Source organism: Mesoterricola sp. JemC181, from assembly GCF_055384585.1.
In genome coordinates, this window is record NZ_AP045076.1 from 546,259 (window position 1) to 569,800 (window position 23,542).

Consider the following 23,542-nt stretch of genomic DNA (forward strand, 5'->3'; position numbering starts at 1 on the left):
CTAAAGCAAACAATTGGTTTGACCCTGATGCGGGAGGGCCTGCCGACGCTGTCACGGATCCTGACACCTATGCCCGGAACCATTACACCCGCCGGCGGCCCATGGGCAGGAACAGGTACCCAGGAATTGGCCTATTGACTACAAGGGTTACACCTTGGCCAAGTACCGGTGCATGGCCTCGGCCGCACGGCGGCCCTGGCCCATGGCGAGGATCACCGTCGCCCCGCCCGTGATGACATCGCCGCCGGCGAAGACCCCCGGCACCGTGGTCTCCCCGGTGGCCTCGTCCACCCGCACCACGCCGCCCTTGAGGGTCTTGAGGCGGTCCTCGGTCTGGGCGATCAGCGGGTTCACGGAGAAGCCCAGGGCCACCACCAGGGTGTCGCAGGGCAGGGTCACGGTCCCGGCGGTGGCGCGCACGCCCCGGCGGCCGTCCGGGCCGGGCTCGTTGAGCTCCATGACGGCGCACTCGATGTGGGTGATCCAGCCCTTGTCGTTGCCGATGCAGCGCAGGGGGTTGGTGAGGAAGTGGAAGTGGACGCCCTCCTCCCCGGTGTGCTCCAGCTCCTCCTTGCGGGCGGTGGATTCCTTGATGGTGCGGCGGTAGACGATCGAGACCGATTCGGGGCCCAGGCGCCGCGCGGCGCGGGAGGCGTCCATGGCGGTGTTGCCGCAGCCCACGATGACCACGTGCCTGCCGACCGTCACCGGCGTGCCGGATTCGGGGAAGAGGTCGGCGCGCATGAGGTTGATGCGGGTGAGGAACTCGTTGGCGGTGTAGATGCCCTTGAAGTCCTCGCCCGGGATCCCCAGCATGCCGGGCAGGCCCGCGCCGGTGCCCATGAACACGGCGTCGTTTTCGGACCGGAGCTCGGCCAGGGTCATGGAACGGCCCACCAGGGTGTTCAGGACGAACTTCACGCCCATGCGGCGCAGCGTGTCCACTTCCTTCTCCACGATGGCGTTGGGCAGGCGGAACTCGGGAATGCCGTAGAGCAGCACGCCTCCGGGGCGGTGCAGGGCGTCGTAGACCGTGACGTCGTGGCCCTTCCCGGCCAGCTCGCCGGCGACGGTGAGGCCCGCGGGGCCCGCGCCCACCACGGCCACCTTGCGGCCCGTGGCCGGCGCCATGGGCGGCGTCTCGGGCTCGGCGGCCAGCAGCGCGTCGGCGGCGAAGCGCTCCAGGCGCCCGATGCCCACGGCCTCGCCCTTGATGCCCACCACGCACTTGGCCTCGCACTGCTTCTCCTGCGGGCACACCCGGCCGCACACGGCGGGCAGGCTCGAGGACCGCTTGAGGATGCGGGCCGCGGCCAGGGGGTCGCCGGCGGCGATCTCCCGGATGAAGGCCGGGATGTCGATGTTCACGGGGCAGCGGTCCACGCACTTGGGCACCTTGCAGTCCAGGCAGCGGGCGGCCTCCAGCCGGGCCTGCTCGGGGTTCAGCGCCAGGGTCACTTCCGAGAAGTTGCCCACGCGGATGGCCGGATCCTGGCAGGCCGCCACCTGGCGGGGGATCTTCATGCGCTGGGCGGGCTTGAGGGAGGGCAGGTCCAGGTTCTGCCAGTCCAGGTCGGCCACCGGCGCGATGAAGGGCATGTCCGCGTCCGTCACCGGATGGCTGGACAGGCCCAGGTTGCACACGTGGTCCTGGGCGGCGGCCTCGTCCTCCTTGTACCAGTTCTGGCGCATGCGGAGCATGTTGAAGTCGACCTTGTGGCCGTCGAAGTCGGGGCCGTCGAAGCACGCGAACTTCATCTCGCCGCCCACCGACACCCGGCAGCCGCCGCACATGCCCGTGCCGTCGACCATGAGGGCGTTGAGGCTCACCAGCGTGAAGATGCCGCGCTCCCGGGTGGCCTCGGAGACCGCCTGCATCATGGGCATGGGGCCCACGGCCACCACCTCGGCCACGGGTTCGCGCTCCAGGACCTCGGCCAGGGGATGGGTGACGATGCCCTTGCGGCCCAGGGTGCCGTCGTCGGTGGTGACGATGAGCTCGTCGGAGGCCAGCTCCAGCTCCTCGGCCAGCAGCACGCGCTCCCTGGACCTGCCGCCCAGGATGGTGATCACCCGCTGGCCCCTGGCCTTGAGGGCCTTGGCCGCGGGCAGGATGGCCGCGCTGCCGTAGCCGCCGGCCACCAGCACCACGGTGCCCTCCTCGACCAGCTCGCTGGGCTCCCCCATGGGGCCCGCCACCGCGTACAGCAGGTCGCCGGCGCTCAGCCTGCCCATGGCCCGGGTGGTGGCGCCCACCTCCACCATGATGAAGCGGATCCAGCCCTCGCGGGCATCGCCGTCGGCCAGGGTCAGGGGGATGCGCTCGCTCTTCTCGAAGGGGGCCACCATGAGGAACTGGCCGGGCCTGCGGCCCCGGGCCACCATGGGGGCCTGGACGATGAAGCTCCAGGTCTCCGGGGCCAGGAGGCGCTTCTCCAGGATCCGGTAGCCCTCGGCGTCCACGTCGGCGCGCCCGTTGAGGGATTTCCCCCGCAGCAGGGGGAGCATGAGGTGCTCCTCGGTGCCGATGTGCTGCCGGATCAGGCCCAGCAGTTCGCGCGCGAGCTCCGGGCAAATGCGGGTGCCGCCGGTGGCCAGGAGGCTTTCCGAGCGCTCCCGGATCTCCTGGTGGTCGGACAGGAGCTGCTCGCACAGGGCCTCGGCCCCCACCTCCTCCAGGAGGGGCAGGAGCTCCAGCTCCTCGGCCCGGTTGTGGGCGCACAGGTCGGTGGCCACCCAGCGAAGGAGGCCGGTCAGGTTCGGCCAGTCCCGGGAGGCCAGGGCCTCCTCCAGGTGATCCAGGCGGTCCAGGGCCGCGGCATGGAAGGCATGCCACGGGGCCATGCTGGTTTCGTCGAAAGGGGAAAGGGGCATTCGGGGCTCCGGTCGTTGGAATGGATCGGGGATGGGAAGGGGCGGCGCGGACGGCGCCAGCCTTCCCATCCCCGGGGCGGAACGTTCGCCTTGCTAGGCCTTGGCGGGCAGGCCAAGAATGGCCCGCGCCTCGGCGGGGGTGGCGATCTCCTTGTTGAGCTCGGCGACGATGCGCCTGGTGCGGTCGACGAACTCCACGTTGGACCTGGCCAGCACGCCCTTGGAGTAGAGGATGTTGTCCTCCATGCCCACCCGGACGTGCCCGCCCAGGGCGAGGGCGGCGTACATGATGGGCAGGTGGCCCTTGCCGATGCCCAGGGCGCCCCAGGTGCAGCCGGCGGGGAGCAGGCTCTTGAGGAACACGAGGTTCTCGACCGTGGCGTCCATGCCGCCGGCGGCGCCCAGCACGAACTGGAAGTGCAGGGGGGCCTTCAGGAAGCCCTTCTTGAGGTAGTGGACGGCGTTGCTGATCATGCCGGCGTCGAAGATCTCGATCTCCGGCTTGACCCCGTTCTCCTGCATGCAGGTGCCCAGCTTCTCAAGGAAGCGGGGGCTGTTCTCGAAGACCGAGGTGTGCAGCCAGTTCATGGAACCGCAGTCGTAGGAGGCCAGCTCGGGCTTCAGGGCGATGAGGTGCTTCATGCGGTCCTCGTCGGCCAGTCCCAGCTGGCCCGAGGTGGTCAGGTTCAGGACGATGTCGCAGTCCGTGGCCCGGATGAGGTTCACGGTCTCGGTGAACTTCTCGAAGCTCATGGAGGACTTGTTGTTGTCATCCCGCACGTGGATGTGGGCGATGGAGGCGCCGGCCTTCCAGCAGGCGTAGACCTCCTCGGCGATCTCCCCGGGCTGGAGCGGGACGTGGGGCGTGTCCTCCTTGGAGGGCCAGGCGCCGGTGGGGGCGACGGTCAGGATGACCTTGCTGCTGAGATCGGACATGGCGTCCTCCGGGGCTACTGCAGGTTCTCTACGATCAGGGCCGTGCCCATGCCGCCGCCGATGCAAAGGGTGGCCAGGCCGAACCGGGCGTTCCTGCGCTTCAGTTCATGGATGAGGGTGGTGGCGATGCGCGCGCCCGAGGCCCCGATGGGGTGGCCCAGGGCGATGGCGCCGCCGTTGACGTTGGTGAAGGCGGGGTCCAGGTCCAGTCCGGCGCTGACGGCCAGGGCCTGGGCCGCGAAGGCCTCGTTGGCCTCCACGAGGCCCAGGTCCTTTACGGTGAGGCCGGCCTTGGCCAGGGCCTTCCGGGACGCGGGCACGGGGCCGTAGCCCATGACGGAGGGATCCACGCCGGCCGAGGCATGGGAGGCGATGCGGGCCAGGGGCTTGAGGCCCAGCTCCCGGGCCTTTTCGGCGGACATGACGAGGGTCATGGCCGCGCCGTCGTTGATGCCCGAGGCGTTGCCGGCGGTGACGGTGCCGTCCTTCTTGAAGGCCGGGCGGAGCCTGGCGAAGCCTTCCAGGGAGGAACCGAAGCGGGGGAATTCGTCCGTGTCGAAGACCTTGGGTTCGCCCTTCTTCTGGGGCATGACCACGGGAACGATCTCGTCCTTGAACCGGCCCTCCTTGACGGCGGCCTCGGCGCGCTGCTGGCTGACCAGGGCGAAGGCGTCCTGGGCCTCGCGGCTGATGCCGTACTGCGCGGCGACGTTCTCGGCCGTGATGCCCATGTGGTAGTCGTTGTAGATGTCCCACAGGCCGTCGCAGATCATGGAATCGACCAGGGTGTCGTTGCCCATCTTGTAGCCGAAACGGGCCTTGTTGAGCAGGTAGGGGGAGTTGCTCATGCTCTCCGTGCCGCCGGCCAGGACCACGTCGGCGTCCCCGGCCTTGATGAGCTGGGCGGCGAGGCTGATGGCCCGCAGGCCGGAGCCGCATACCTTGTTGATGCTGAAGCAGCTCACCGTCCCGGGCAGGCCGGCCTTCAGGGCCACCTGCCGGGCCACGTTCTGGCCCAGGCCGGCGGACAGGACGTTGCCGATGATCACTTCATCCACGGCGGAGGGGTCGACCCCGGCCCTCTGGAGAGCCTCCTTGGCGGCGATGCTGCCCATTTCCACGGCGGATAGGCCGGCCAGGGAACCACCGAAGGTTCCGATGGCCGTTCGGACGGCACTGACGATGACTGCTTCACGCATGGTTAACCTCAATCGGAGTAAAGGACTGGATCAGGCGGAGGGGGGCTAGTTCTTCTGGTACAGCACGTCGATCAGATAGTTGATCAGGCGCTTCCGGGAGGCTTCGATGTCCTGGGGGGACCAGGTCTGGAACCCCTGGCCGGACTTGAAGCCCAGTTCCCCCTTCCGCACCCGCTCCACGAGGAGCGGCGACGGGCTGGGGGCGTTCTCCAGGTGGGGGAGGATGTAGGTGTGGATGGCCAGGGTGAGGTCGGTGCCCACCATGTCGGCGTTCTCCATGGGGCCCAGGATCGGCAGGCGCAGGCCGAAGCCCAGCCGGATCGCCTCGTCCACGGAGGCCGCGTCGGCGATTCCGTTCTCGACGATGGAGATCGCCTCCCGCCAGAGGGCGTGCTGGAGGCGGTTGGCGAGGAAGCCCGGAACGTCGCGGTTGACGCGCACGGGGTGCTTGCCGCACCTGCGGAGCACCTCCATGGTGGCGTCCACCACGGCGGGGTCCGTGAATTCCGACCGGACGACTTCCACCAGGGGGATCAGGTAGGGCGGGTTCCAGAAGTGGGTGCCCACCAGCCGGTGCCGCGAGCGCACCTTCGCGCCGATCTCGGTGACGCTCATCACCGAGGTTCCGGTGGCGAAGATGGTCTCCGGGCCGCAGAGCCTCTCCAGTTCGGCGAAGAGGTCCTGCTTGAGTTCCATCTGCTCGGGGATGCACTCCACCACCAGGTCGGCTGCGGCCACCGCCTGCGCCAGGGTCTCGCAGGGCGCGACCCGGGCCAGGATGGCGGTGATCTCCTCCTCGGTCATGACGCCCTTGGCCTCCAGGAGGTTCAGGTTGCCCAGGATGCGCTCCAGGGCGGCCTTGCCGGGGGTGAAACTGTCGTAGAGCGTCACGGCGTGGTCCGCGCGGGAGGCGAACACCTGGGCGATGCCGCAGCCCATGAGCCCCGAGCCGATGACGGCCACGTTCCGGATTTCCTTCATGGTGGTGCTCCTTTCTCTGCCTTCAGCCCGCGGTGAGCCCGCCGTCCACGTAGAGGATCTGGCCGCTGATGAAGTCCGAGGCCGCCGAGGCGAAGTAGACGGAGATGCCCACCATGTCCGCGGGCATGGCGGCGCGGCCGAGGGGGATGCGGTCCAGGAAGATCTTCTTGAGCTTCTCGTCCTGCAGGACCTGCTGGGTGAGGGGGGTCCAGAAGATGGTGGGGGCGATGGCGTTGACGGTGATGCCGTACTTCGCCCATTCGGTGCTCAATTGCTTGGTCATGCCGTCCACCGCCGCCTTGGAGGGGCCGTAGGCGACGTAGCCTCCGGGGTGGCCCGCGAAGCCGCGCACGGAGGAGATGGTGACGATCTTGCCGGACTTCTGCTCCTTCATGACCCGGCCCACGTGCTTGCAGGCCAGGAAGGTGCCGCGGACATTGATGTTCATGACCTGGTCGAACTCCTCGACCGGGAAGTCCTCGGCGGCGTAGCGCTTGGCGATGCCGGCGACGGTGAACAGGATGTCGATCTTCCCGAACTTCTCCATGACGGTGGCGACCATCCGGACGACGTCCTCCTCCCTGGACACGTCGCAGGGGATGGCCACGGCCTTGCGGCCGTACTTCTCGATCCTGGCCACGGCCTCGTCGAGGGTCTTGAGGGTGCGTCCCGTGACGACGATGTCGGCGCCGTAGGCCGCCAGGCCTTCGCAGATGCTCTCGCCCAGGGCCCCGGCGCCGCCGGTGACGATGGCGACCTTGCCCTCGAGGTTGAACAGGTTCTTGATGAAATCCTCGGTCATTTCGCTCATGGCGCTCGGTCCTCGATCAGGCGGGGTAGTTGATGACGACCAGCATGGAAGCCGGCAGGTTGGACTCGTTCAGGATCGACCGGCCCTCGTCGGGTCCGATGCGGATGGAGTCGGTCCTGCGCAGGACGATCTTCTCGCCGTTGCCGGTGGTGACGACGACCTCGCCCTCGACCACGAAGTAGATCTTCTCGGCCGGGGTGGCCTCGAACTCGGCGCCGCCGCCGGGGAGGAAGTGGGACAGGCCCATCCAGAACTTCTCGCAGCCGGACTCCTCCTTGCCCTGCAGGCGCAGGGCGGCCATCTTGAAGTGCCTGGGGGGATCGTAGGACGTGCAGTCCTTGAGTTCGCGCTTTTTCATGGTGGTTTCTCCAGAGGCTGGCAGGTCGCCGGCGGACTACGTGAGGTGATCGGCGAGGATGAGGTCCGCGCCCGTGCTGGCCACGACGTCCTCGAGGGAGGAGCCCGGCATGATTTCCTTGAGGAGCAGGCCCGCGGGTGTGACCTCGAGCACCGCCTTCTCCGTGACGATGAGGTTGACCTTGGCCTTGGCGGTGAGCGGCAGGGTGCAGCTCTTGAGGATCTTGTGGGCGCCCTTGGAGGTGTGCAGCATCGCCACGATCACCTTGCGGGCCCCGGCCACCAGGTCCATGGCGCCGCCCATGCCGGGCACCATCCTGCCGGGCACCATGTGGCTGGCGATGTTGCCCTGCTCGTCCACCTGGAGCGCGCCCAGGACCGTCATGTTCACGTGCCCGCCACGGATCATGGCGAAGGACATGGCGCTGTCGAAGAAGGCCGCGCCCTTGCCGTAGGTCACGAACTGGTTGCCGGCGTTGATGACGTCCGGGTCCTCCTCGCCGGGGGCGCAGAGGGCGCCCATGCCCAGCAGCCCGTTCTCGGCCTGGAGGGTGATGTGGATCCCCTCGGGCACGAAGTTGGCCACCAGGGTTGGCAGGCCGATGCCCAGGTTGACGACGAAGCCGTCCTCCAGTTCCCGGGCCACGCGGCTGGCGATGAGGTCCTTCTCGTTGAGCTCGCTCACAGGGCACCTCCGGCGACGACGATGTGGTCCACGAAGAGGCTGGGGGTCATCACAAGGTCCGGGTCCAGGTCGCCGGGCTCCACGAGCTTCTCGGCCTCGGCGATGACCAGGTCGGCCGCCATGGCCATCACGATGCTGAAGTTCTTGGTGGTGCCCCGGTAGTACACGTTGCCCAGGGTGTCCACCACCGAGCCCCGCAGGAGGGTGACGTCCGCGCGCAGGGGCTTCTCCAGGAGGTACTCCCGGCCGTCCACCACGAGCTTCTCCTTGCCCTCCTCCACGGAGGTGCCGACCCCGGTGGGCGTCAGGACGCCGCCCAGCCCGGAGCCGCCGCAGCGGATGCGCTCGGCCAGGGTGCCCTGGGGGATCAGTTCGACTTCCAGATTGCCGGCGTGCATGCGGGTGGCGGCTTCGGGGTTCAGCCCGATGTGGGAGGCCACCAGCTTGTGGATCAGGCCCGCGGAAAGCAGCTTGCCGACGCCCTTGCCCTGGACCGAGGCGTCGTTGGAGATGACCGTGAGGGAGCCGGTGCCCTGGGCCACCAGGCCGTCGATGAGGGTCTCGGGCGTCTTGACGGCCATGAAGCCGTTGATCATCACGGTGGCGCCTTCCTTCACCAGGGCCACCGCCTGCTCTAGGGGTATGACTTTGTTCACGGGGGCCTTCCTTTACATGCGTGCAGGACGAGTCGAACCCGGAGGCGGCTGCCTTCCGAGGGATTCGGGGGAACCGGGTTCCCCCTGCGATTCAGCTTTCCCCCTGACGTAGCAGCAACTATGCCAATGCGATCAGGAACAACAAGATCAATAATTTCAATTAATTATCCGATCGCCGCCGCGCCTTTACGCCAACCGGGAGAAAAATATGGACACGTGTCCAACGCATGTGTGCATCCTTACCCTTGCCAAATGGACAGCCACGCCTTCCGCCCCCCGGAGACCCACCCATGCCACTTGAAATGAGCCCGAAGGACCTGCACACGCGAGGCGGCCTGTTCGACGAGATCCTGGAGAAGGCCTTCGACGGGGCCATCGTCCTGGACGCCAACGGCATCGTCCTCCACAACACCAAGAAGTCCGCCCACGTGGGCGGGACGACCCAGGCGGACTCCATCGGAAGGCACGTCAGCCACGTGGACGCCGTCTCCCCCTTCGCGGAGGTGCTGGCCACGGGCAAGGCGCAGCTGGGCATCCTGGTGGTGCTCAACGGACGCAAGTGCATGACCGACGTGCACCCGGTCATCTGGAAGGGCGAGATCATCGGCGCCGTGGGGGCGCTGCTGTTCCACAGCATGAACCGCCTGAAGAAGATCATCGCCAGCCTCAACGACAACCAGGACGCCGACAGCGCCCGCATCTACAACGCCGTGGCCCGCATCGACGCCAACTACACCTTCAGCGACTTCATCGGGGAGAGCGCGGCCACCCAGAAGCTCATCACCCACTGCCGCAACGTGGCCCGCAAGAAGGTGAACCCCATCCTGATCCTGGGCGAGACCGGCACGGGAAAGGAGATCCTGGCCAGCGGCTTCCACTCCGAGCACCTGGACTCCACCTTCAGCCCCTTCGTGAAGATCAACTGCACCGCCATCCCCAACGACCTGCTGGAGTCCGAGCTGTTCGGCCACGAGAAGGGGGCCTTCACGGGCGCGGTGAGCACCAAGAAGGGCAAGTTCGAACTGGCCTCGGGCGGCTCCATCCTGCTGGACGAGATCGGCGACATGGACCTGCGCCTCCAGTCCAAGCTGCTGCGCGTCCTGGAGGAGGGGGAGTACGAGCACATCGGCGGCACCAGGATCCTGCCGCTGAACGCCCGCATCATCGCCTCCACCAACCACGAGCTCAAGGAGAGCTGCCGCACCGGCAAATTCCGGCCCGACCTCTACTACCGCCTCAGCACCGCCGAGATCCGCGTTCCGCCCCTTCGGGCCCGACGGGAGGACATCCCCCTCCTGGTGCGCCACCTGATCGACAGGGCCCACCTCTCCATGTCCTTCACGTCGGGGGCCATGGAGGTCCTCATGGGCTACCACTGGCCCGGCAACGTGCGCGAGCTGCGCAACGTCCTCCGGTGGCTCAGCTTCCTGGATTCCGAGCGGGACATCTCGCCCGAGGACGTCATCCAGGTGCTGGCCGACCCCATGGACACCGGCATCCACATCCAGGGCGACGCGTTGCGCGTCCCCTCCCTGGGGGGCGCCGAGCGCGCCGCCCTGCTGGAGGCCCTGGAGAGCAACCAGTTCAACCTCTCCATGGCCGCCAAGCGCCTGGGCGTGAGCCGGACGACGCTCTACAGCAAGATCCGCAAGCACGGCATCCAGATCCGGAAGAGCCCGGTCTAGCTCGAACGCACCTGCCTTACCGCCAGGGGCCCCACGAACACCAGGGACAGCACGATCAGCACCATGCCCAGGGCCTCGAGTCCCCGGGGGATCTCCCGCAGCTCGATGGCCGCGCTCAGGATGCCCACCAGCGGCGCCGACAGGACCACGATGCCGGCGACGCTCGCGTCCACGCGCTTGAGCAGGACGTTCCAGAGGAACCAGGCCATGGCCGTGGCCGGGAGCACCTCCCAGACCAGGGCGAAGATGAAGTAGGGGGCGGCCCACTGGGTGGGCCTGCCGGGGAAGAGCAGGGCCACCGCGGCCAGGACGAGGCCGCCGGCCAGCATCTGCCAGGCCGTGAGCAGCAGGGGATCCATCTTGAGCCGGGAAAGGAGGTGCTTGGAGAGCACCGTGGCGCAGGCCCAGCAGATGCCCGAGAGCAGGGCCAGCAGGGCCGCGTGGGTGCGCCCCTGGATGCCCCGGGACACGAACAGGAGGGTGATGCCCATGGATGCCGCGCCCAGGGCCATCCACTGGGGCCGGGTGGGCCTCTCCTTCAGCAGGGGCCAGGCCATGAGGACGACCCAGAGGGGCATGGCGTAGTTCAGGAGGGCGGCGCGCCCGATGGGACCGCCCCGCAGGGCCCAGAGCACCAGGCCGATGTTGGCGGTGTACTGGAAGAGCCCCACGAGGATCACCGGGCCCGGGTGGGGCAGGGCCAGGGGCTGCCTGCGAGCGGCCAGCACGGCGAAGAGGACCGCCGCGCCCAGGATGAAGCGCAGGGCGGCGAATTCGAAGGGGCCCACATGGTCCAGCACCCGCTTCATCACCACCCAGTTGTAGCCGAACACGAGCGGCAGAACGGCAAGGAGCAGCACGGCCCATAGGGTGGATCGGGAAGGTGCGGCGGCTCCGGTCATCCCTCAGGCTACCGTCTCCACCGGAAGGATGCGCCCGAATCGCCGGCGGGCCGGAGAACCCGGCCGGGCGATGCGGGTCCCGTTCCGGGCCTGGAGATCCTCGATGGTCACCCGGGCCAGGGCGTGGGCCTTCTCCGCCTGGAGGGCGTTCCAGGCCCTGCGCAGGGGGCACGGGTTGTCGCGGTGGCCGCACGCGTCCAGGCCCAGGAGGCAGCACGGTTCGGCCGGGGTCTCCTCGAAGAACGCCTCGGCGACCTCTCCCAGCGTGATGAGGCGGGCCGGCCGGGCCAGGCGCACGCCGCCCCCGGGACCGCGGGCGGAGTCGATCAGGCCCCGGGTGGCCAGCGTGTAGAGGATCTTGGCCAGGTACGGCGCCGGAACGCCCACTTCGCGCGCGATGTCGCGGGCCCTCACGTAGGGGCCCTCCACGGGCAGGACCGCAAGGGCCCGAAGCGCATATCCGGTGGGCTTGGAGAAAACCATGTCATGCCTCCGCCCCTCACCAAGCAGCGAGTGTGCCAATTTGCGAATTCCGCTAACCCATTTATATTGTTGATTTGAACCTTCGTGACCCGGGACGGTGCTTCGCCCGGCCACATTAATGAACACATGCGTCGCACATGTGTTCAGGATTCGAGGTGATTCGAAGCCGCCTTCAGCCGCGTCCTGAGGTCGTCGAAGCTGTAGGGCTTTGAGAGGAGCGTCACCTGCGGATGGGCGAGGATGAGCTCCAGGGCGGCCTGGTCAGCCCTTCCGGTGGCCAGCAGCACCGGAACCTGCGGCAGCAGCGCCCGCAGGCGGGGCAGGGTGCCGGAGCCGCCCAGTCCGGGCATGTTCATGTCCAGGATCACGAGGTCGGGCCGGAAGCCGGCCCCGATCTCGGCCAGGGCCTTCTCGCCGCTGGGGGCGACCCTCGCGGTGTGGCCCAGGAATTCCAGGATGGTGCCCGCGGAGGCGCGCACGAGCTCGTCGTCGTCCACGAGAAGGATGGCCATGGACGGCGCGTCCGGCCCGGGTGCCGGCGAAGCCCGGGGAACGGGGACCGGGGCGGCCAGGTTGCAGGCGGGGAACCGCATCTTCACCCGCGTTCCGACGCCGGGCCTGCTGAGGATCTCCAGTTCGCCTCCGTGGGCGCGGACGGTGCTGTAGGCCAGGGGCAGGCCCAGCCCGGTGCCCTTGCCCACGTCCTTGGTGGTGAAGTAGGGGTCGAGGGCCTTGGCGAGGATCTCCTTGGGCATGCCGGTGCCCGTATCCGAGACCCGGACCTCGATCCAGTCCAGGCCGAGGTTGCGGGTGCGCAGCGTGAGGGTGCCGCTGCCGGGCATGGCGTCCACGGCGTTGACGCAGAGGTTCATCAGGGCGTTGCTCAGGGCGGCGGGATCCCCGCGGATGGGGCGGAGTCCCTCCGCGAGGTCCATCGCGAGGGTGACCTTGTACAGGGTCGTGCGCTCCAGGAGGGCGATCTCTCCGCGCACCAGGGCGTTCATGTCCAGGTCCAGCACCTCGACCGGGCTGGTGCGCGCGAAGCCCAGGAGGCGCTTCATCATGGCTCCACCCCTCGTGGCGGCCTGGGAGATGATCTCGAAGGCCTGGTGCACGGGGCTGCCGGGGGCCTGGATCTCCAGGTGCACGGTGGCCAGGCTGAGGATGGCGGCAAGGACATTGTTCATGTCGTGGGCGACGCCCCCGGCGAGGCTGCCCAGGCTCTCCATGCGGTTGGCCTGCAGCAGCTGGTCCTGAAGGCGGGCCCCTTCGGTCTCGGCCCGCTTGCGTTCGGTGATGTCCTGGAGCGTGCCGCGCAGGCCCTGGATGGCGCCGGACGCATCCCGGTGGACCTCGCCTCGGCCCAGGACCCAGCGGGTCCCGGTGGCGGGGGCGGCGACCTCGAGGATGATCTCGTAGGGCTCCCCGGTCAGCATCGAACGGGTCGAGAGGGCGTCGAGGGCTTCACCCGCCGAGGGGACGTAGAGCAGGAGGCTCTCCTCCCGGGTCATGGACGTCCGCCCCGGGGGGAGGCCGAGAATGTGGGCGAACTCCTCGGACCAGTTCATCTCGTCCCTGGCGGCGTCCCACTCCCACCCCGCGATGTGCGCGAGGCCCTGGGATTCCTTCAGGTCGGTCTCGCTCCTCAGAAGGAGGGTCTCGCTGCGCTTCTGGTCGGAGATGTCCAGGACCACCACGCGCCACACCTGGGCACCTTCCTCGTCCAGGGCCCCGATGGTGGTCATGTGGGCCCAGAAGTTCGAGCCGTCGGGGCGCCTCATCCGGATCTCGAAGGGTCCGGACTGCCCGTCCCTCAGCGCCTGGATCCTCTGTCTTTCATAGAGGTCCTGGTCCGGTTCGAGAATGAAACGGGTTATGGGCTGGAGGATCAGGGTGCTGCGCAGGACGCCCAGAAGGGCCGCCGAGGTCAGGTTGGCCTCCAGGACCCGCCCCTTCGCGTCGAGGATCAGGTAGCACACGGGGGCCAGGTCGTAGCACTCGATGTAGCGGGCGCGGGCCGTGTTGAGGTCGGCCTCGGCCCTGCGGAAGACCTCGTTCTGCGCCTCGAGGGTCGCCTGGCGGAGCCGAAGCTCCTGAACGAGTTCCAGGGTCGCCTTGAGGGTGGGTTCCTCCGCATGCGTCATCGAAAACCTCTAGTGATGGCCGTGGCCGCCCTCGTTCTTCCTGCCGCGCTCGTCGTGGCGCTCCTCCTGCCTGCGCTGGCCCCGGTTCTCGCCGCGCGCGCCGTAACGCTCCTCCTGCCTGCGCTGGCCCCGGCTCTCGCCGCGATCCCAGCCCTCATGGTGCCAGTTGCGATAGTGCCCCTGGGGCATCCGCACGAGGCCACGGGGCACGCGGCGGCCTTCCACGTAGTCGTAGCTGCCCCGCCCGTTGCGCGAGCGGTACCAGCCGTCGGACCTGCGGGCCCAGTACCAGCCTCCCTGGAGGAACACTTCCTCCTCGAACCCCGTGACCACCTGGATGCCGGGGGAGATGATCTCCATTCGCGGGGCCACGGGCAGGCCGATGGAGATGCCGAGGCGGACCTGGGCCCGAGCCGGGGACGGACTCAGAAGGAGCAGTGCGGTGAAGGGGAGGAGGTGCAATTTCATGGTCGATCTCCGGGAACGGCTGCGGGGGGATCCGGGCAGCCTCCAACGGGAAGGAGCATTTCCCGGGCCATTCGCCGGATGCAGGGACAGTGCCCCTTGGCGCCACCCGGCTCCGCCGCGGTTCCGGTCGGCCCATTCAAAATGAAAGGGCGCTTCATTCACTTCGGGGGAGCTCAGGTCGGGGCGGCGTCCAGCCCCATGCGCAGGGCGAGCCGGTAGGGATTGTGCCCATTGAACCGGCCCACGGCCTCCACCAGTTCCCGGGCGTCGCCCGTCGCGGCCATGGCACGGTCCGCGCGGGGCCCGGGGAGGCCGGGGGCAGGGGGGCAGGCCTGGTCGAAGTCGCTGGACACGCCGTCCAGGACCGCCTTCAGCACCTTCCCGCCGGCCCCTTCGGCGAAGGCGGTGAATGCCTGGAGGTTGGCGAAGAGCATCGTCACTTCCGCGATCCGCTCGCGGACGGCGGCTTCGGGACCGCCGGCAGGGGCGGCCGGGACGCCTGGGGGCAGCAGGGCCGCCAGGAGGTGCCCGGACACGTCCTTCTGGGTCTGGATGCGCTCGCAGAGCTCCCTCGCCTCCCTCTGCAGGAGACGCACCTCCAGCAGGTTGTGGACCCGGATCAGGACCTCGGCCAGGTCGAAGGGCTTGCTGACGAAGTCCCTGGCGCCGGCCTGAAGGGCCCGGAGCTTGTGGCCGGACTGGGCGGTGACCACCAGGACGGGAAGGTAGCCCTCCGTTTCGATGGTCGCGAGGTTCTCCATGACCTGGAAACCGTCCATGCCCGGCATCAGGAGATCCAGGAGGATCAGGTCGTAGCGGTTCAGGAGGTGGAGTTCGCAGACCCGGGAGGGATCCCTTGTGGAGCTTACCGACGTGTAGCCCGCGCCCTTGAGCATCTCCTCCAGCAGGATGACGTTGGCTTCCAGGTCGTCAACGATGAGGATCCTGCCGAGGAGGATGTCCGAAGGTTTCATCCGACCGTCCCGAGGCCCCGGTCCGGTTCGATGGCCAGAGCGAGGTCCAATGCTTCCATGAATTCAGTGACGTTGATGGGCTTGGTGAGGTAGCGGAAGAACCCCAGGGCCAGCCCCTTCTGCACATCGCTGAGCATGGCGTTGGCGCTGACGGCCATGACGGGAATGCCCGCGGTGGCCGGGTCCTCGCGCAGCCGCAGCAGCGCCTGGATGCCGGACATCCCCGGCAGGTTGATGTCCATGAGGATCACCTCGGGGTGGTGGATCCGGGCCATCTCGATGCCCCGGGCCCCGGTGCCCGCGCTGATGAGGCGCAGGTCCGGGCGGCGCTCGATGAGCTGTTCCACCAGGGCGAGGTTGGCCGAGTTGTCCTCCACATAGAGGAGGGTGCGCGGGGCCGCGTCCGCGGAAACCGCCTGGGTGGCGCCCGGGATGGGGTCGGCTCCCTCCTCGGCCAGGCGCGGCGGTTGGGCTGAACCCAGTTCGAACCAGAATTCGCAGCCGGCGCCGGGCATGGATTCCACGCCGATCCGCCCGCCCATGAGTTCCACCAGGACCTTGCACATCACCAGGCCGATGCCTGTGCCCTCCTCGGCGCTGCCTTCCCTGCCCAGGCGGTTGAAGGGCTGGAAGAGCTGTTCCACGAGTTCGGGCGACAGGCCCGAGCCGGTGTCCCGGACGCTGAGGCGCAGATGGCTTCCGATCAGGGTGGAGGCCACGGTGACGCTGCCCCCCTTGCGGTTGTACTTGATGGCGTTGGACAGGAGGTTGAGCAGGACCTGCTTCAGCCGCACCCGGTCGGCCTGCACGAAGCAGGGCCGGTCCAGCACGGGGAAGGCCATGGCCAGGGAGCGCTTCATGGCCTCGGGTTCCATCATGGCCCTGCACTCGAGGAGCACTTCCTCGAGGGAGACAGGTTCCACCGAGATGCAGAGGGTTCCCGACTCGATCACCGCCAGGTCGAGGATCTCGTTGACCAGCTTCAGGAGGTACCAGCCGGCGTTCAGGATCTGCTTGAGGCTGGCCTTCTGGGAGGCGCTCGGATGGGGCGTGGCGGTGTCCATCAGCTGGGCGAACCCGAGGATGGCGTTCAGGGGCGAGCGCAGCTCGTGGCTCATGCCGGAGAGGAACTCGGATTTGGCGAGGTTCGCCTTCTCGGCCACGGACCGGGCGATCTCCAGTTCCGTGTTCTTGGCCTGGAGGAGCTCATCCATGCGCTTGCTTTCCGTGATGTCCCGCGCCGCCGCGAAGACGCCCTGCAGGGTGCGGTCCCGGTCGTAGAGCGTGGTCGCGTTGAAGGAGACCACGGTCTCCCTGCCGTCCAGGGCACGCGCCGTGAGCTCGTAGTTGGTGATGTTCTTCTCGCTGAGGACGCGCTTGATGCTGGCGTCGGCCCGGTCCGGATCCGTGAAGAACTTCCGGAAGGGCGCGCCTATCAGCTCGTCGCGGGTGCAGTTGGTGAGGGCCTCCATCTGCTTGTTGACGTCCGTGATGATGCCGGACGGGTCCGTGGTGATCAGCGCGTCGATGTTGGATTCGAAGAGGGAGCGCGTGTAGAACTGGTGGTCCCGCAGGCGCTGGGCGAGCTTTTCCTGGTCGGCCTCGATCTGCTTGCGGGCGGTGTTGTCGGTGCCGATGAGCAGGTAGCCGATGATGCCGCCCTGGGCGTCACGCAGCGCGGTGACCGACACCACGGCCGGGAAACGGGTCCCGTCCTTGCGGATGTAGGTCAGCTCGTAGATGTCCTCGATGCCCCGGGACGCCTTGAACACCAGGGCCTCGAAGCCCGGGGTGATGTCGGTGTCCAGCTCCAGGCTCAGGGCCCGGGCCCGCAGGATGACCTCCCGGGGATCGGAGATGTCGGCGGGGGTGATCTTGTTCATCACTTCCGCGGCGGCATAGCCGAGCATGCGCTCCGCGCCCACGTTGAAGATCTGGATGACGCCCCTGGCGTCCGTAGCGATGCTCGAGAAGTTGGCGCTGTTGAAGATCGCTTTCTGGAGGGCCCCTGTCTTGAGCAGGCTGCCCCGGGGGCGCGCGCCCACCGGGTTCTTGCCTGCCCCTGCGGGCCTGGGACGGTCTTCTGCGATTCCGGACATCGGCCACCTCGTTGAAGTCGCGGGTATGCTTGCGGATCGCGAGGCCGAGGGGCTGAGATCGTCCCGCCCAAGTATAGGTCCCTTCCGCATGGGCGCTCCCTTTATTTGTAAAAATGATGCATTTCATGCATTCAGGCACAAGGCCCGGCGCCCGGGTCAGAAGGTGTAGGTGACGCCGAGGCAGAGCGCCGTCAGGGTGTCGTGCCCGGCGTTGACCGACGTGAACCGGGCCTGCAGGCCGAGGTTCCGGTCCAGGTCGTAGCCGGCGCCCAGGTCGATGCCCAGGCCACTGTCGCGCGAGGTGCCGTCGGGGAAGTCCCGGCTGTAGTTCTGGGCGGAGAGCCCGGCGAGGACGTACACGCCGCGCCGGGCGCGGTCGAAGTGGTAGGTGTAGTCGGCCCCAATGCCCAGGCTGGAGGACCCGTAGCCGTCCTTGCGGCCGAAGGAGGTCAGGTCGGCCCGGGCCATGAGGCCGTGGCCGCGGCCGAAATCCCACCGGGCGTGCCCGCCGACCTGGAGGCCGAGGGACGCGGAATCGGACAGGTCGCCCGAGGGCAGGACAAGCCCGCCCTGGACTCCCAGGCGGAAGTCCTGGGCGGCGAGGGAACCGCCCGCGAGGCAGGTGAGGAGGATGGGAAGCGTGAACAGGTTGGAACGCACGAGGTCTCCTTGGCGTGGGGAAGATGAGCCCAGGGCTTTGGGCCTGGGAGGCTAAGAGTGCACAGGGCGTGCCATTCCGTTAGTAAACGAATCGTTGAAGATAAATTAATTCGTTGAGATATGGGCTTTCCTGCCTCATCCAATTTGAATGGGCCTATGCTTCAAAATGAAAGCTGGGTATCCGCTGTGCGCGCCACCGATCTGGACCTTGAGGAACTGTTGGAACGGGATCCGGGGCACGGGGTCATCAGGTTGGCCGGGCCGGCGAACCGGTGCCGCACCTTGAAGGCCCACCGGATGATCGGCTGCGTCCGCAAGGGCGGGCCGGAGCGAAAGGAAGGCACGTGATGTCAGACTCCACCCCGCTGGAGCGGATCGCATTCCTGGGCGGCTACCTGCCGCGCCTGTGCGGGATCGCCACCTTCACCACCGACGTCTGCGAGGCGGTCGCCGGCGCGGCGCCCGATGCGGACTGCTTCACGGGGGCCGTGAACGACCGGATCGAAGGGTACGAGTATCCTCCGCGCGTGCGATTCGAGCTGGCCCAGAAGGACCTGAACTCCTACCGGCGGGCCGCGGACTTCCTGAACTTCAGCAACGCCGGCGTCCTCTGCGTGCAGCACGAGTTCGGCATCTACGGGGGCCCTGCGGGAAGCCATCTCCTGGCCCTCCTCAAGGAAGTGCGCATGCCGGTGGTGACCACGCTCCACACCATCCTGCGGGACCCCAACGAGGCCCAGCGCAAGGTGATGGACGAGCTCATCCAGCGCAGCGACCGGCTCGTGGTGATGTCGGGCAAGGGCCGGGAGATCCTGCTGGAGACGTACCGCGCGCCCGACGCCAAGATCGACATCATCGCCCACGGCATCCCGGACATGCCCTTCGTCGACTCGGGGTTCTACAAGGAGCAGTTCGGCGTGGAGGGCCGCCAGGTGCTGCTCACCTTCGGGCTCCTGGGCCCGGGCAAGGGCATCGAGTACGTCATCGAGGCGCTGCCGGAGATCGTGAAGGAGCACCCCGACGTGGTCTACCTCGTGCTGGGCGCAACGCACCCGCACCTGGTGGCCCGGGAGGGGGAGACCTACCGGCTGGGCCTCGAGCGGCTCGCCGAGGACCTGGGGGTCAAGGAGAACGTGATCTTCTACAACCGGTTCGTCTCGCTGGAGGACCTGAAGGAGTTCATCGGCGCCACGGACATCTACCTGACCACCTACGTCAACGAGGCGCAGATCACCTCGGGCACCCTGGCCTACGTCTTCGGCGCGGGCAAGGCGGTGGTCTCCACCCCCTACTGGCACGCCCAGGAACTGCTCGCCGACGACCGGGGCACCCTGGTGCCCTTCCGCGATCCCTCGGCCATCGCCAAGGCCGTCTGCGCCTACCTGGACGACCCGGAGCGCCTGCTGGCCACCCGGGAGCGGGCCTACGCGCTGGGACGGGAGATGCTCTGGCCCGTCGTGGGGCGGAAGTACCTGGATTCCTTCATGCGCGCCCGCAGGGAGCGGCGGACCAAGCCCCGCTCGGCCTTCGCCCAGTGGACCCTGGCCACCCGCCCCTACGACCTGCCCCCGGTCCGCCTGGACCACCTGGTGCGCATGAGCGACGGCACCGGCATGCTCCAGCACGCCACCTTCAACGTCCCCAACTACGACGAGGGCTACTGCACGGACGACAACGCCCGGGCCTACATCCTCTGCAACCTGCTGGACGAGAGCGGCGGCGGGTCCCCCTCCGACAAGCTGGACCACCTGGCTACCAGCTACCTGGCGTTCCTCTCCGCGGCGCTGAACCGGGAGACGGGCCGGTTCCGGAACTTCATGAGCCACGGCCGGGTCTGGCTGGAGGCCCACGGCAGCGAGGACAGCCATGGCCGGGCCCTGTGGGCCCTGGGCACCGGAGCGGGCCGGTCCCGGAACCCGGGCCACCGCAAGCTGGCGTCGCTCCTCTTCGACCGGGGCCTGGGCGCGGTGGCCGGCTTCATCTCGCCCCGGGCCTGGGCGTTCACGCTGCTGGGCATCCACGAATACCTGCTGGGCAATCCCCACAAGGCCCAGGCCAGGGAGATGCGCACCCTCCTTACGGAAAGGCTCCTGACCCTCTGGCGGGAGTGCGCCACCGACAACTGGCCCTGGTTCGAGCCCTGCGCCACCTACGACAACGCGCGGATCTGCCAGGCGCTCATCCTCAGCGCCCAGGGCGAGGCCGCTTCCGGGGCCATGGAGGTGGGCCTCAAGTCCCTGAGCTGGCTCGCCTCGGTGCAGAAGGCCCCGGCCGGCCACTTCCGGCCCATCGGAAGCAACGGCTTCTATGCCCGGGACGGCGCCCACGCCGATTTCGACCAGCAGCCGGTGGAGGCCCAGGCCATGGTCTCGGCCTGTCTTGACGCCTTCCGGGCCACCCAGGACCCGGCCTGGCTCCGGGAGGCCAAGCGGGCCTTCGAATGGTTCCTGGGCCGCAACGATCTCCGGCTCCCGGTGTACGACGCCAGCACCGGAGGCTGCGGGGACGGCCTGCACGTGGACCGCATCAGCGAGAACCAGGGGGCCGAATCCACCCTGGCCTTCCATCTGGCCCTGGCGGAGATGAGCGAATCCGAGTTCGTGGTCCGGCACACGGTGGGCGGCGGGCTATGAGCCGGGTCAAGGTCCGCGCCCACGACATCACGCTGGTCCCCCAGAGCGCCCGCGTCATCATCCGTCCCTTCATCCCCTCCAACGTCAACCGCGTCCTCGCCATCCTCGGCCGGGCCCTGGCGCTGCGCGAGGAGGAGGTGGGCCGGGACCTGGAGGCCGTGCTGAAGGAGTTCGAGAGCCGCCACTTCGACATGGAGGCGGCCCTGCTTGCCAACTTCCGGCGGGTGGCCCCGCACCTGTTCACGGACCAGCCCCTCTCCCGGGACCGCAAGCTCCTCATCGGTTCCCTGTTCTCGGGTGAATACGCCCTGGAATCGGCGGCCCTCTTCAACCCCTCCATCGTCGCCCACCCGGACCAGTTCGGGGTTCCCGAAGGCGGCCTGCGGTTCATCATGAGCCTCCGGGCAACGGGGGAAGGGCACATCTCGTCCATCGAATTCCGCACCGGGGGCATCGCCCCGGGCGGCGGCATCGCCCTGGATCCCGTCTCCCGGATGGTGACCGAGCCCGACATCGACCCCGACCCCAGCTACCGGAAGGGCCCCTTCCTGATCAAGCTCCACGAGATGGGCTTCGACAACGAACACGCCCACGCCGTGATGGAGGTCCTTCCCGAGGGCTTCACCCGCGGTCTCCTGGCCACGAGCCTGCAGCGGGTCCGGCGGGAGACCCGGCCCCACGGCAAGGACCTGGACGCCACCCTGCGTTGCATCCAGTGGCTGGCGGACTCCAACTACGAGATGAACTTCTCCGGCCGGCACACCCTCGGGGAGCGGGTCATCTTCCCCGTATCGGCCAACGAGAGCAACGGCATCGAGGACGCCCGGTTCGTGCGGTTCACCGACGACGACGGGACGGTGACGTACTACGCGACCTACACCGCCTACAACGGGCACGCCATCCTGCCCCAGCTGATCGAGACCCAGGACTTCCTCCATTTCCGCGTCCTCACCCTCAACGGGTCCGCCGTGCAGAACAAGGGCATGGCCCTCTTCCCCAGGCGCATCGACGGGAACTACGCGATGCTGAGCCGCCAGGACGACGAGAACCTCCTTCTCATGTTCTCGGACAACCCGCACTACTGGAGCGACCCCCGGGTGATCATGCGGCCCGCGGAGATGTGGGAGGGGGTGAAGGTGGGCAACTGCGGCTCTCCCATCGAGACCGAGGCCGGCTGGATCGTCCTCACCCACGGGGTGGGGCCCATGCGGAAGTACTGCATCGGCGCCATCCTGCTCGACTTGCAGGACCCCTCGAAGGTGATCGGGCGCCTGCGGGAACCGCTGCTGGCGCCCGAGGGCAGCGGACGGGAGGGGTACGTGCCCAACGTGGTCTACAGCTGCGGCTCGCTGCGCCACGGGCGGGACCTGATCCTGCCCTACGCCATGAGCGACCGGGCCTCGACCATCGTGACGGTGAACCTCGACGAGCTGCTGGGGGCCTTGGGGGACTGACTATTTGATGAACCGGACCTGGGCCGAGATCTCCTTGACGATGGGGATCTTGCGCTCATTGAACGTGGCCTTGTTGGCGTCGATGAGGTTGTTGCCCTTGGTGTCGATGGTGATGATGAGCGGGCCGAATTCCTTCACCCGGGACACCCAGAGGGCCTCGGGCATCCCAAGGTCGAGCCACTCCACGCGCTCGATCTCCTCCACCTGGGTGGCCGCGAGCACGGCGCAGCCGCCGGGGAAGATGGCGTGGACCGCCTTGGATTCGCGGCAGCCCTCCAGGGTCTGGGGGCCCATGCCGCCCTTGCCGATGACGAGCTTGACCCCGGTCTGCCGGATGAATTCGCGCTCGTAGCCTTCCATGCGCATGCTGGTGGTGGGGCCGATGGAGACCATCTCCCAGCCTTCGCCCGCCCTGCGGACGATGGGCCCCGCGTGCAGGATCGCGCCGCCCTGGAGGTCCACGGGCAGCGGGATGCCCAGCTCGATGAGCCGGCGGTGGCCCATGTCCCGGCAGGTGACCATCTGGCCGGTGAGGTAGACGATGTCGCCGGCGGTGAGGGACGCGAGGTCCTCGTTGCTGATGGGGGTGGTGAGGATCTTTTTCACAGCTGGGCCCCTTTGTGGGAAATGATTTCGAAGGAGAGGTCGCCGTTGATGCGGATCGTGCCCCGCCGGTGCGCCCAGCATCCGGTGGAGATGGCCACGCTGATGGTGGACGGATGGCGGGCCGCGCTCTCGATGTGGACGCCCATGACGGAATTCCGGCCGGAGACCCCCTGGGGGCCGAGGCCGATGCCGTTGAGCCCCTTTTCCATGAGCCGCTCCATCTCCGCGCCCCGGGCATCCGGGTTGCGGGAGCCGATGGGGCGGAACAGGGCCTTCTTGGAGAGGTTCGCCGCCACCTCGATGGAACCGGCGATGCCCACGCCCACGAGGATCGGAGGGCAGGCGTTGATGCCGTACGAGGTCATCACGTCGAACACGAACTCCACCACCCCTTCGTAGCCGGCCGCGGGCATGAGGGTCCGGCCCTGCCCGGGCAGGCTGCAGCCGCCGCCGGCCATGTAGACCTCGATGGTGATGCCGCTGTCGGCGGGAACGATGTCCCAGTCGATCCAGGGGATCTTGTCGCCGGTGTTGTCGCCTGTGTTCTTCTCCTGGAAGATCTGCACCGCGTTGTGGCGCAGGGGGGCCGACCGGGTGGCGTTCAGGGTGGCCTCGCGCAGGATCGCGCGCACCTCGCCCAGCAGGGGGAACTGCGCCCCGGCCTTCACGAAGTACTGGATGACGCCCGTGTCCTGGCAGGCCGGGCGGTTCAGCTCCCCGGCCTTGGCCAGGTTGTCGAACATGGAGTCGTAGACCACCGTCGCGAGGGGGCTGTCCTCCTGGGCGCGGAGCTCCTTCAGCTTGGCGAGGACATCATCGGGAAGGTGCTTGCCGACGTAGTCCGTGAAGGCGGACATGGTGTCCGTCATGGACTTCACTGCCTGCTCGTGGTTCATGGGCAACTCCATTCCTGATGTCGGGGTAGTCAAAAGATA

Annotated in this window: 20 protein-coding genes; 3 read left to right on the plus strand and 17 right to left on the minus strand. The window is 68.1% G+C overall.

The features are described from left to right. Positions 1–147 precede the first annotated feature (147 nt). The 8 genes from gltA to ACZ5MC_RS02495 all read right to left on the minus strand — a co-directional run bounded on the left by gltA (position 148) and on the right by ACZ5MC_RS02495 (position 8,499). Positions 148–2,874, minus strand: a complete 2,727-nt coding sequence (gene gltA / locus ACZ5MC_RS02460; protein ID WP_464516964.1) for an NADPH-dependent glutamate synthase — start codon at positions 2,872–2,874, stop codon at positions 148–150. A 93-nt stretch (positions 2,875–2,967) separates the two neighbouring features. Continuing rightward, positions 2,968–3,810, minus strand: coding sequence for a beta-keto acid cleavage family enzyme (locus ACZ5MC_RS02465; RefSeq protein WP_464516965.1), 843 nt, complete (start codon positions 3,808–3,810; stop codon positions 2,968–2,970). Between the two features lie 14 nt (positions 3,811–3,824). Next, positions 3,825–5,009 carry an acetyl-CoA C-acetyltransferase gene (locus ACZ5MC_RS02470; RefSeq protein ID WP_464516966.1) on the minus strand — a complete coding sequence of 395 codons (1,185 nt, stop codon included), beginning with the start codon at positions 5,007–5,009 and terminating at the stop codon, positions 3,825–3,827. A 45-nt stretch (positions 5,010–5,054) separates the two neighbouring features. After that, a complete protein-coding gene (locus ACZ5MC_RS02475) occupies positions 5,055–5,990 on the minus strand; it encodes a 3-hydroxyacyl-CoA dehydrogenase family protein (RefSeq protein WP_464516967.1) in 936 nt (311 codons plus the stop codon). A gap of 22 nt (positions 5,991–6,012) precedes the next feature. Beyond that, positions 6,013–6,801 (minus strand): SDR family NAD(P)-dependent oxidoreductase, encoded by a 789-nt coding sequence (locus tag ACZ5MC_RS02480; protein WP_306598683.1) that lies wholly within the window; start codon positions 6,799–6,801, stop codon positions 6,013–6,015. Between the two features lie 16 nt (positions 6,802–6,817). Then, the gene (locus tag ACZ5MC_RS02485; RefSeq protein WP_306598684.1) at positions 6,818–7,159 is read right to left on the minus strand and encodes a cupin domain-containing protein; all 342 of its coding nucleotides are present in this window, start codon (positions 7,157–7,159) and stop codon (positions 6,818–6,820) included. Between the two features lie 36 nt (positions 7,160–7,195). Beyond that, a complete protein-coding gene (locus ACZ5MC_RS02490) occupies positions 7,196–7,843 on the minus strand; it encodes a 3-oxoacid CoA-transferase subunit B (RefSeq protein WP_306598685.1) in 648 nt (215 codons plus the stop codon). Beyond that, entirely contained in the window at positions 7,840–8,499 is a 660-nt protein-coding gene (locus ACZ5MC_RS02495; protein WP_464516968.1) for a CoA transferase subunit A, read from the minus strand. The genes ACZ5MC_RS02490 and ACZ5MC_RS02495 overlap by 4 nt, the downstream gene beginning before the upstream one ends. Before the next feature lie 290 nt (positions 8,500–8,789). On the opposite strand from ACZ5MC_RS02495, the gene ACZ5MC_RS02500 reads away from it, so the two are divergent. Further along, complete coding sequence (locus tag ACZ5MC_RS02500; RefSeq protein ID WP_306598687.1) at positions 8,790–10,184, plus strand: sigma-54 interaction domain-containing protein; 1,395 nt, start codon at positions 8,790–8,792, stop codon at positions 10,182–10,184. Here the strand turns inward: ACZ5MC_RS02500 and ACZ5MC_RS02505 are convergent. The 7 genes from ACZ5MC_RS02505 to ACZ5MC_RS02535 form a co-directional block, all read right to left on the minus strand. After that, positions 10,181–11,086 carry a DMT family transporter gene (locus ACZ5MC_RS02505; protein ID WP_464516969.1) on the minus strand — a complete coding sequence of 302 codons (906 nt, stop codon included), beginning with the start codon at positions 11,084–11,086 and terminating at the stop codon, positions 10,181–10,183. The two genes, ACZ5MC_RS02500 and ACZ5MC_RS02505, sit on opposite strands and share 4 nt — an antisense overlap. A gap of 3 nt (positions 11,087–11,089) precedes the next feature. Next, positions 11,090–11,569 (minus strand): RrF2 family transcriptional regulator, encoded by a 480-nt coding sequence (locus tag ACZ5MC_RS02510; protein WP_464516970.1) that lies wholly within the window; start codon positions 11,567–11,569, stop codon positions 11,090–11,092. Positions 11,570–11,712: 143 nt separating this feature from the next. Continuing rightward, positions 11,713–13,713 carry an ATP-binding protein gene (locus ACZ5MC_RS02515; RefSeq protein ID WP_464516971.1) on the minus strand — a complete coding sequence of 667 codons (2,001 nt, stop codon included), beginning with the start codon at positions 13,711–13,713 and terminating at the stop codon, positions 11,713–11,715. Between the two features lie 9 nt (positions 13,714–13,722). Then, positions 13,723–14,181, minus strand: a complete 459-nt coding sequence (locus ACZ5MC_RS02520) for a hypothetical protein (RefSeq protein ID WP_464516972.1) — start codon at positions 14,179–14,181, stop codon at positions 13,723–13,725. 173 nt (positions 14,182–14,354) lie between these two features. Beyond that, positions 14,355–15,155, minus strand: coding sequence for a response regulator (locus tag ACZ5MC_RS02525; protein ID WP_464516973.1), 801 nt, complete (start codon positions 15,153–15,155; stop codon positions 14,355–14,357). Next, positions 15,152–17,254 (minus strand): PAS domain-containing sensor histidine kinase, encoded by a 2,103-nt coding sequence (locus ACZ5MC_RS02530; protein ID WP_306598693.1) that lies wholly within the window; start codon positions 17,252–17,254, stop codon positions 15,152–15,154. The genes ACZ5MC_RS02525 and ACZ5MC_RS02530 overlap by 4 nt, the downstream gene beginning before the upstream one ends. Before the next feature lie 156 nt (positions 17,255–17,410). Further along, complete coding sequence (locus ACZ5MC_RS02535; protein ID WP_306598694.1) at positions 17,411–17,914, minus strand: outer membrane beta-barrel protein; 504 nt, start codon at positions 17,912–17,914, stop codon at positions 17,411–17,413. 347 nt (positions 17,915–18,261) lie between these two features. Between ACZ5MC_RS02535 and ACZ5MC_RS02540 the strand changes: the two genes are divergently transcribed. Then, positions 18,262–20,547: a glycosyltransferase family 4 protein gene (locus tag ACZ5MC_RS02540; protein WP_464516974.1), complete on the plus strand. Its 2,286-nt coding sequence runs from the start codon at positions 18,262–18,264 to the stop codon at positions 20,545–20,547. Further along, a complete protein-coding gene (locus tag ACZ5MC_RS02545) occupies positions 20,544–22,001 on the plus strand; it encodes a glycoside hydrolase family 130 protein (RefSeq protein WP_464516975.1) in 1,458 nt (485 codons plus the stop codon). The genes ACZ5MC_RS02540 and ACZ5MC_RS02545 overlap by 4 nt, the downstream gene beginning before the upstream one ends. Here ACZ5MC_RS02545 and ttdB read toward each other — a convergent pair whose 3' ends face one another. Together ttdB and ttdA are read right to left on the minus strand one after the other, a co-directional pair. Further along, positions 22,002–22,607: a L(+)-tartrate dehydratase subunit beta gene (gene ttdB, locus ACZ5MC_RS02550; RefSeq protein ID WP_464516976.1), complete on the minus strand. Its 606-nt coding sequence runs from the start codon at positions 22,605–22,607 to the stop codon at positions 22,002–22,004. After that, the gene (ttdA, locus tag ACZ5MC_RS02555; RefSeq protein WP_464516977.1) at positions 22,604–23,503 is read right to left on the minus strand and encodes a L(+)-tartrate dehydratase subunit alpha; all 900 of its coding nucleotides are present in this window, start codon (positions 23,501–23,503) and stop codon (positions 22,604–22,606) included. Before ttdA ends, ttdB begins: the two co-directional genes overlap by 4 nt. Positions 23,504–23,542: the final 39 nt, after the last annotated feature.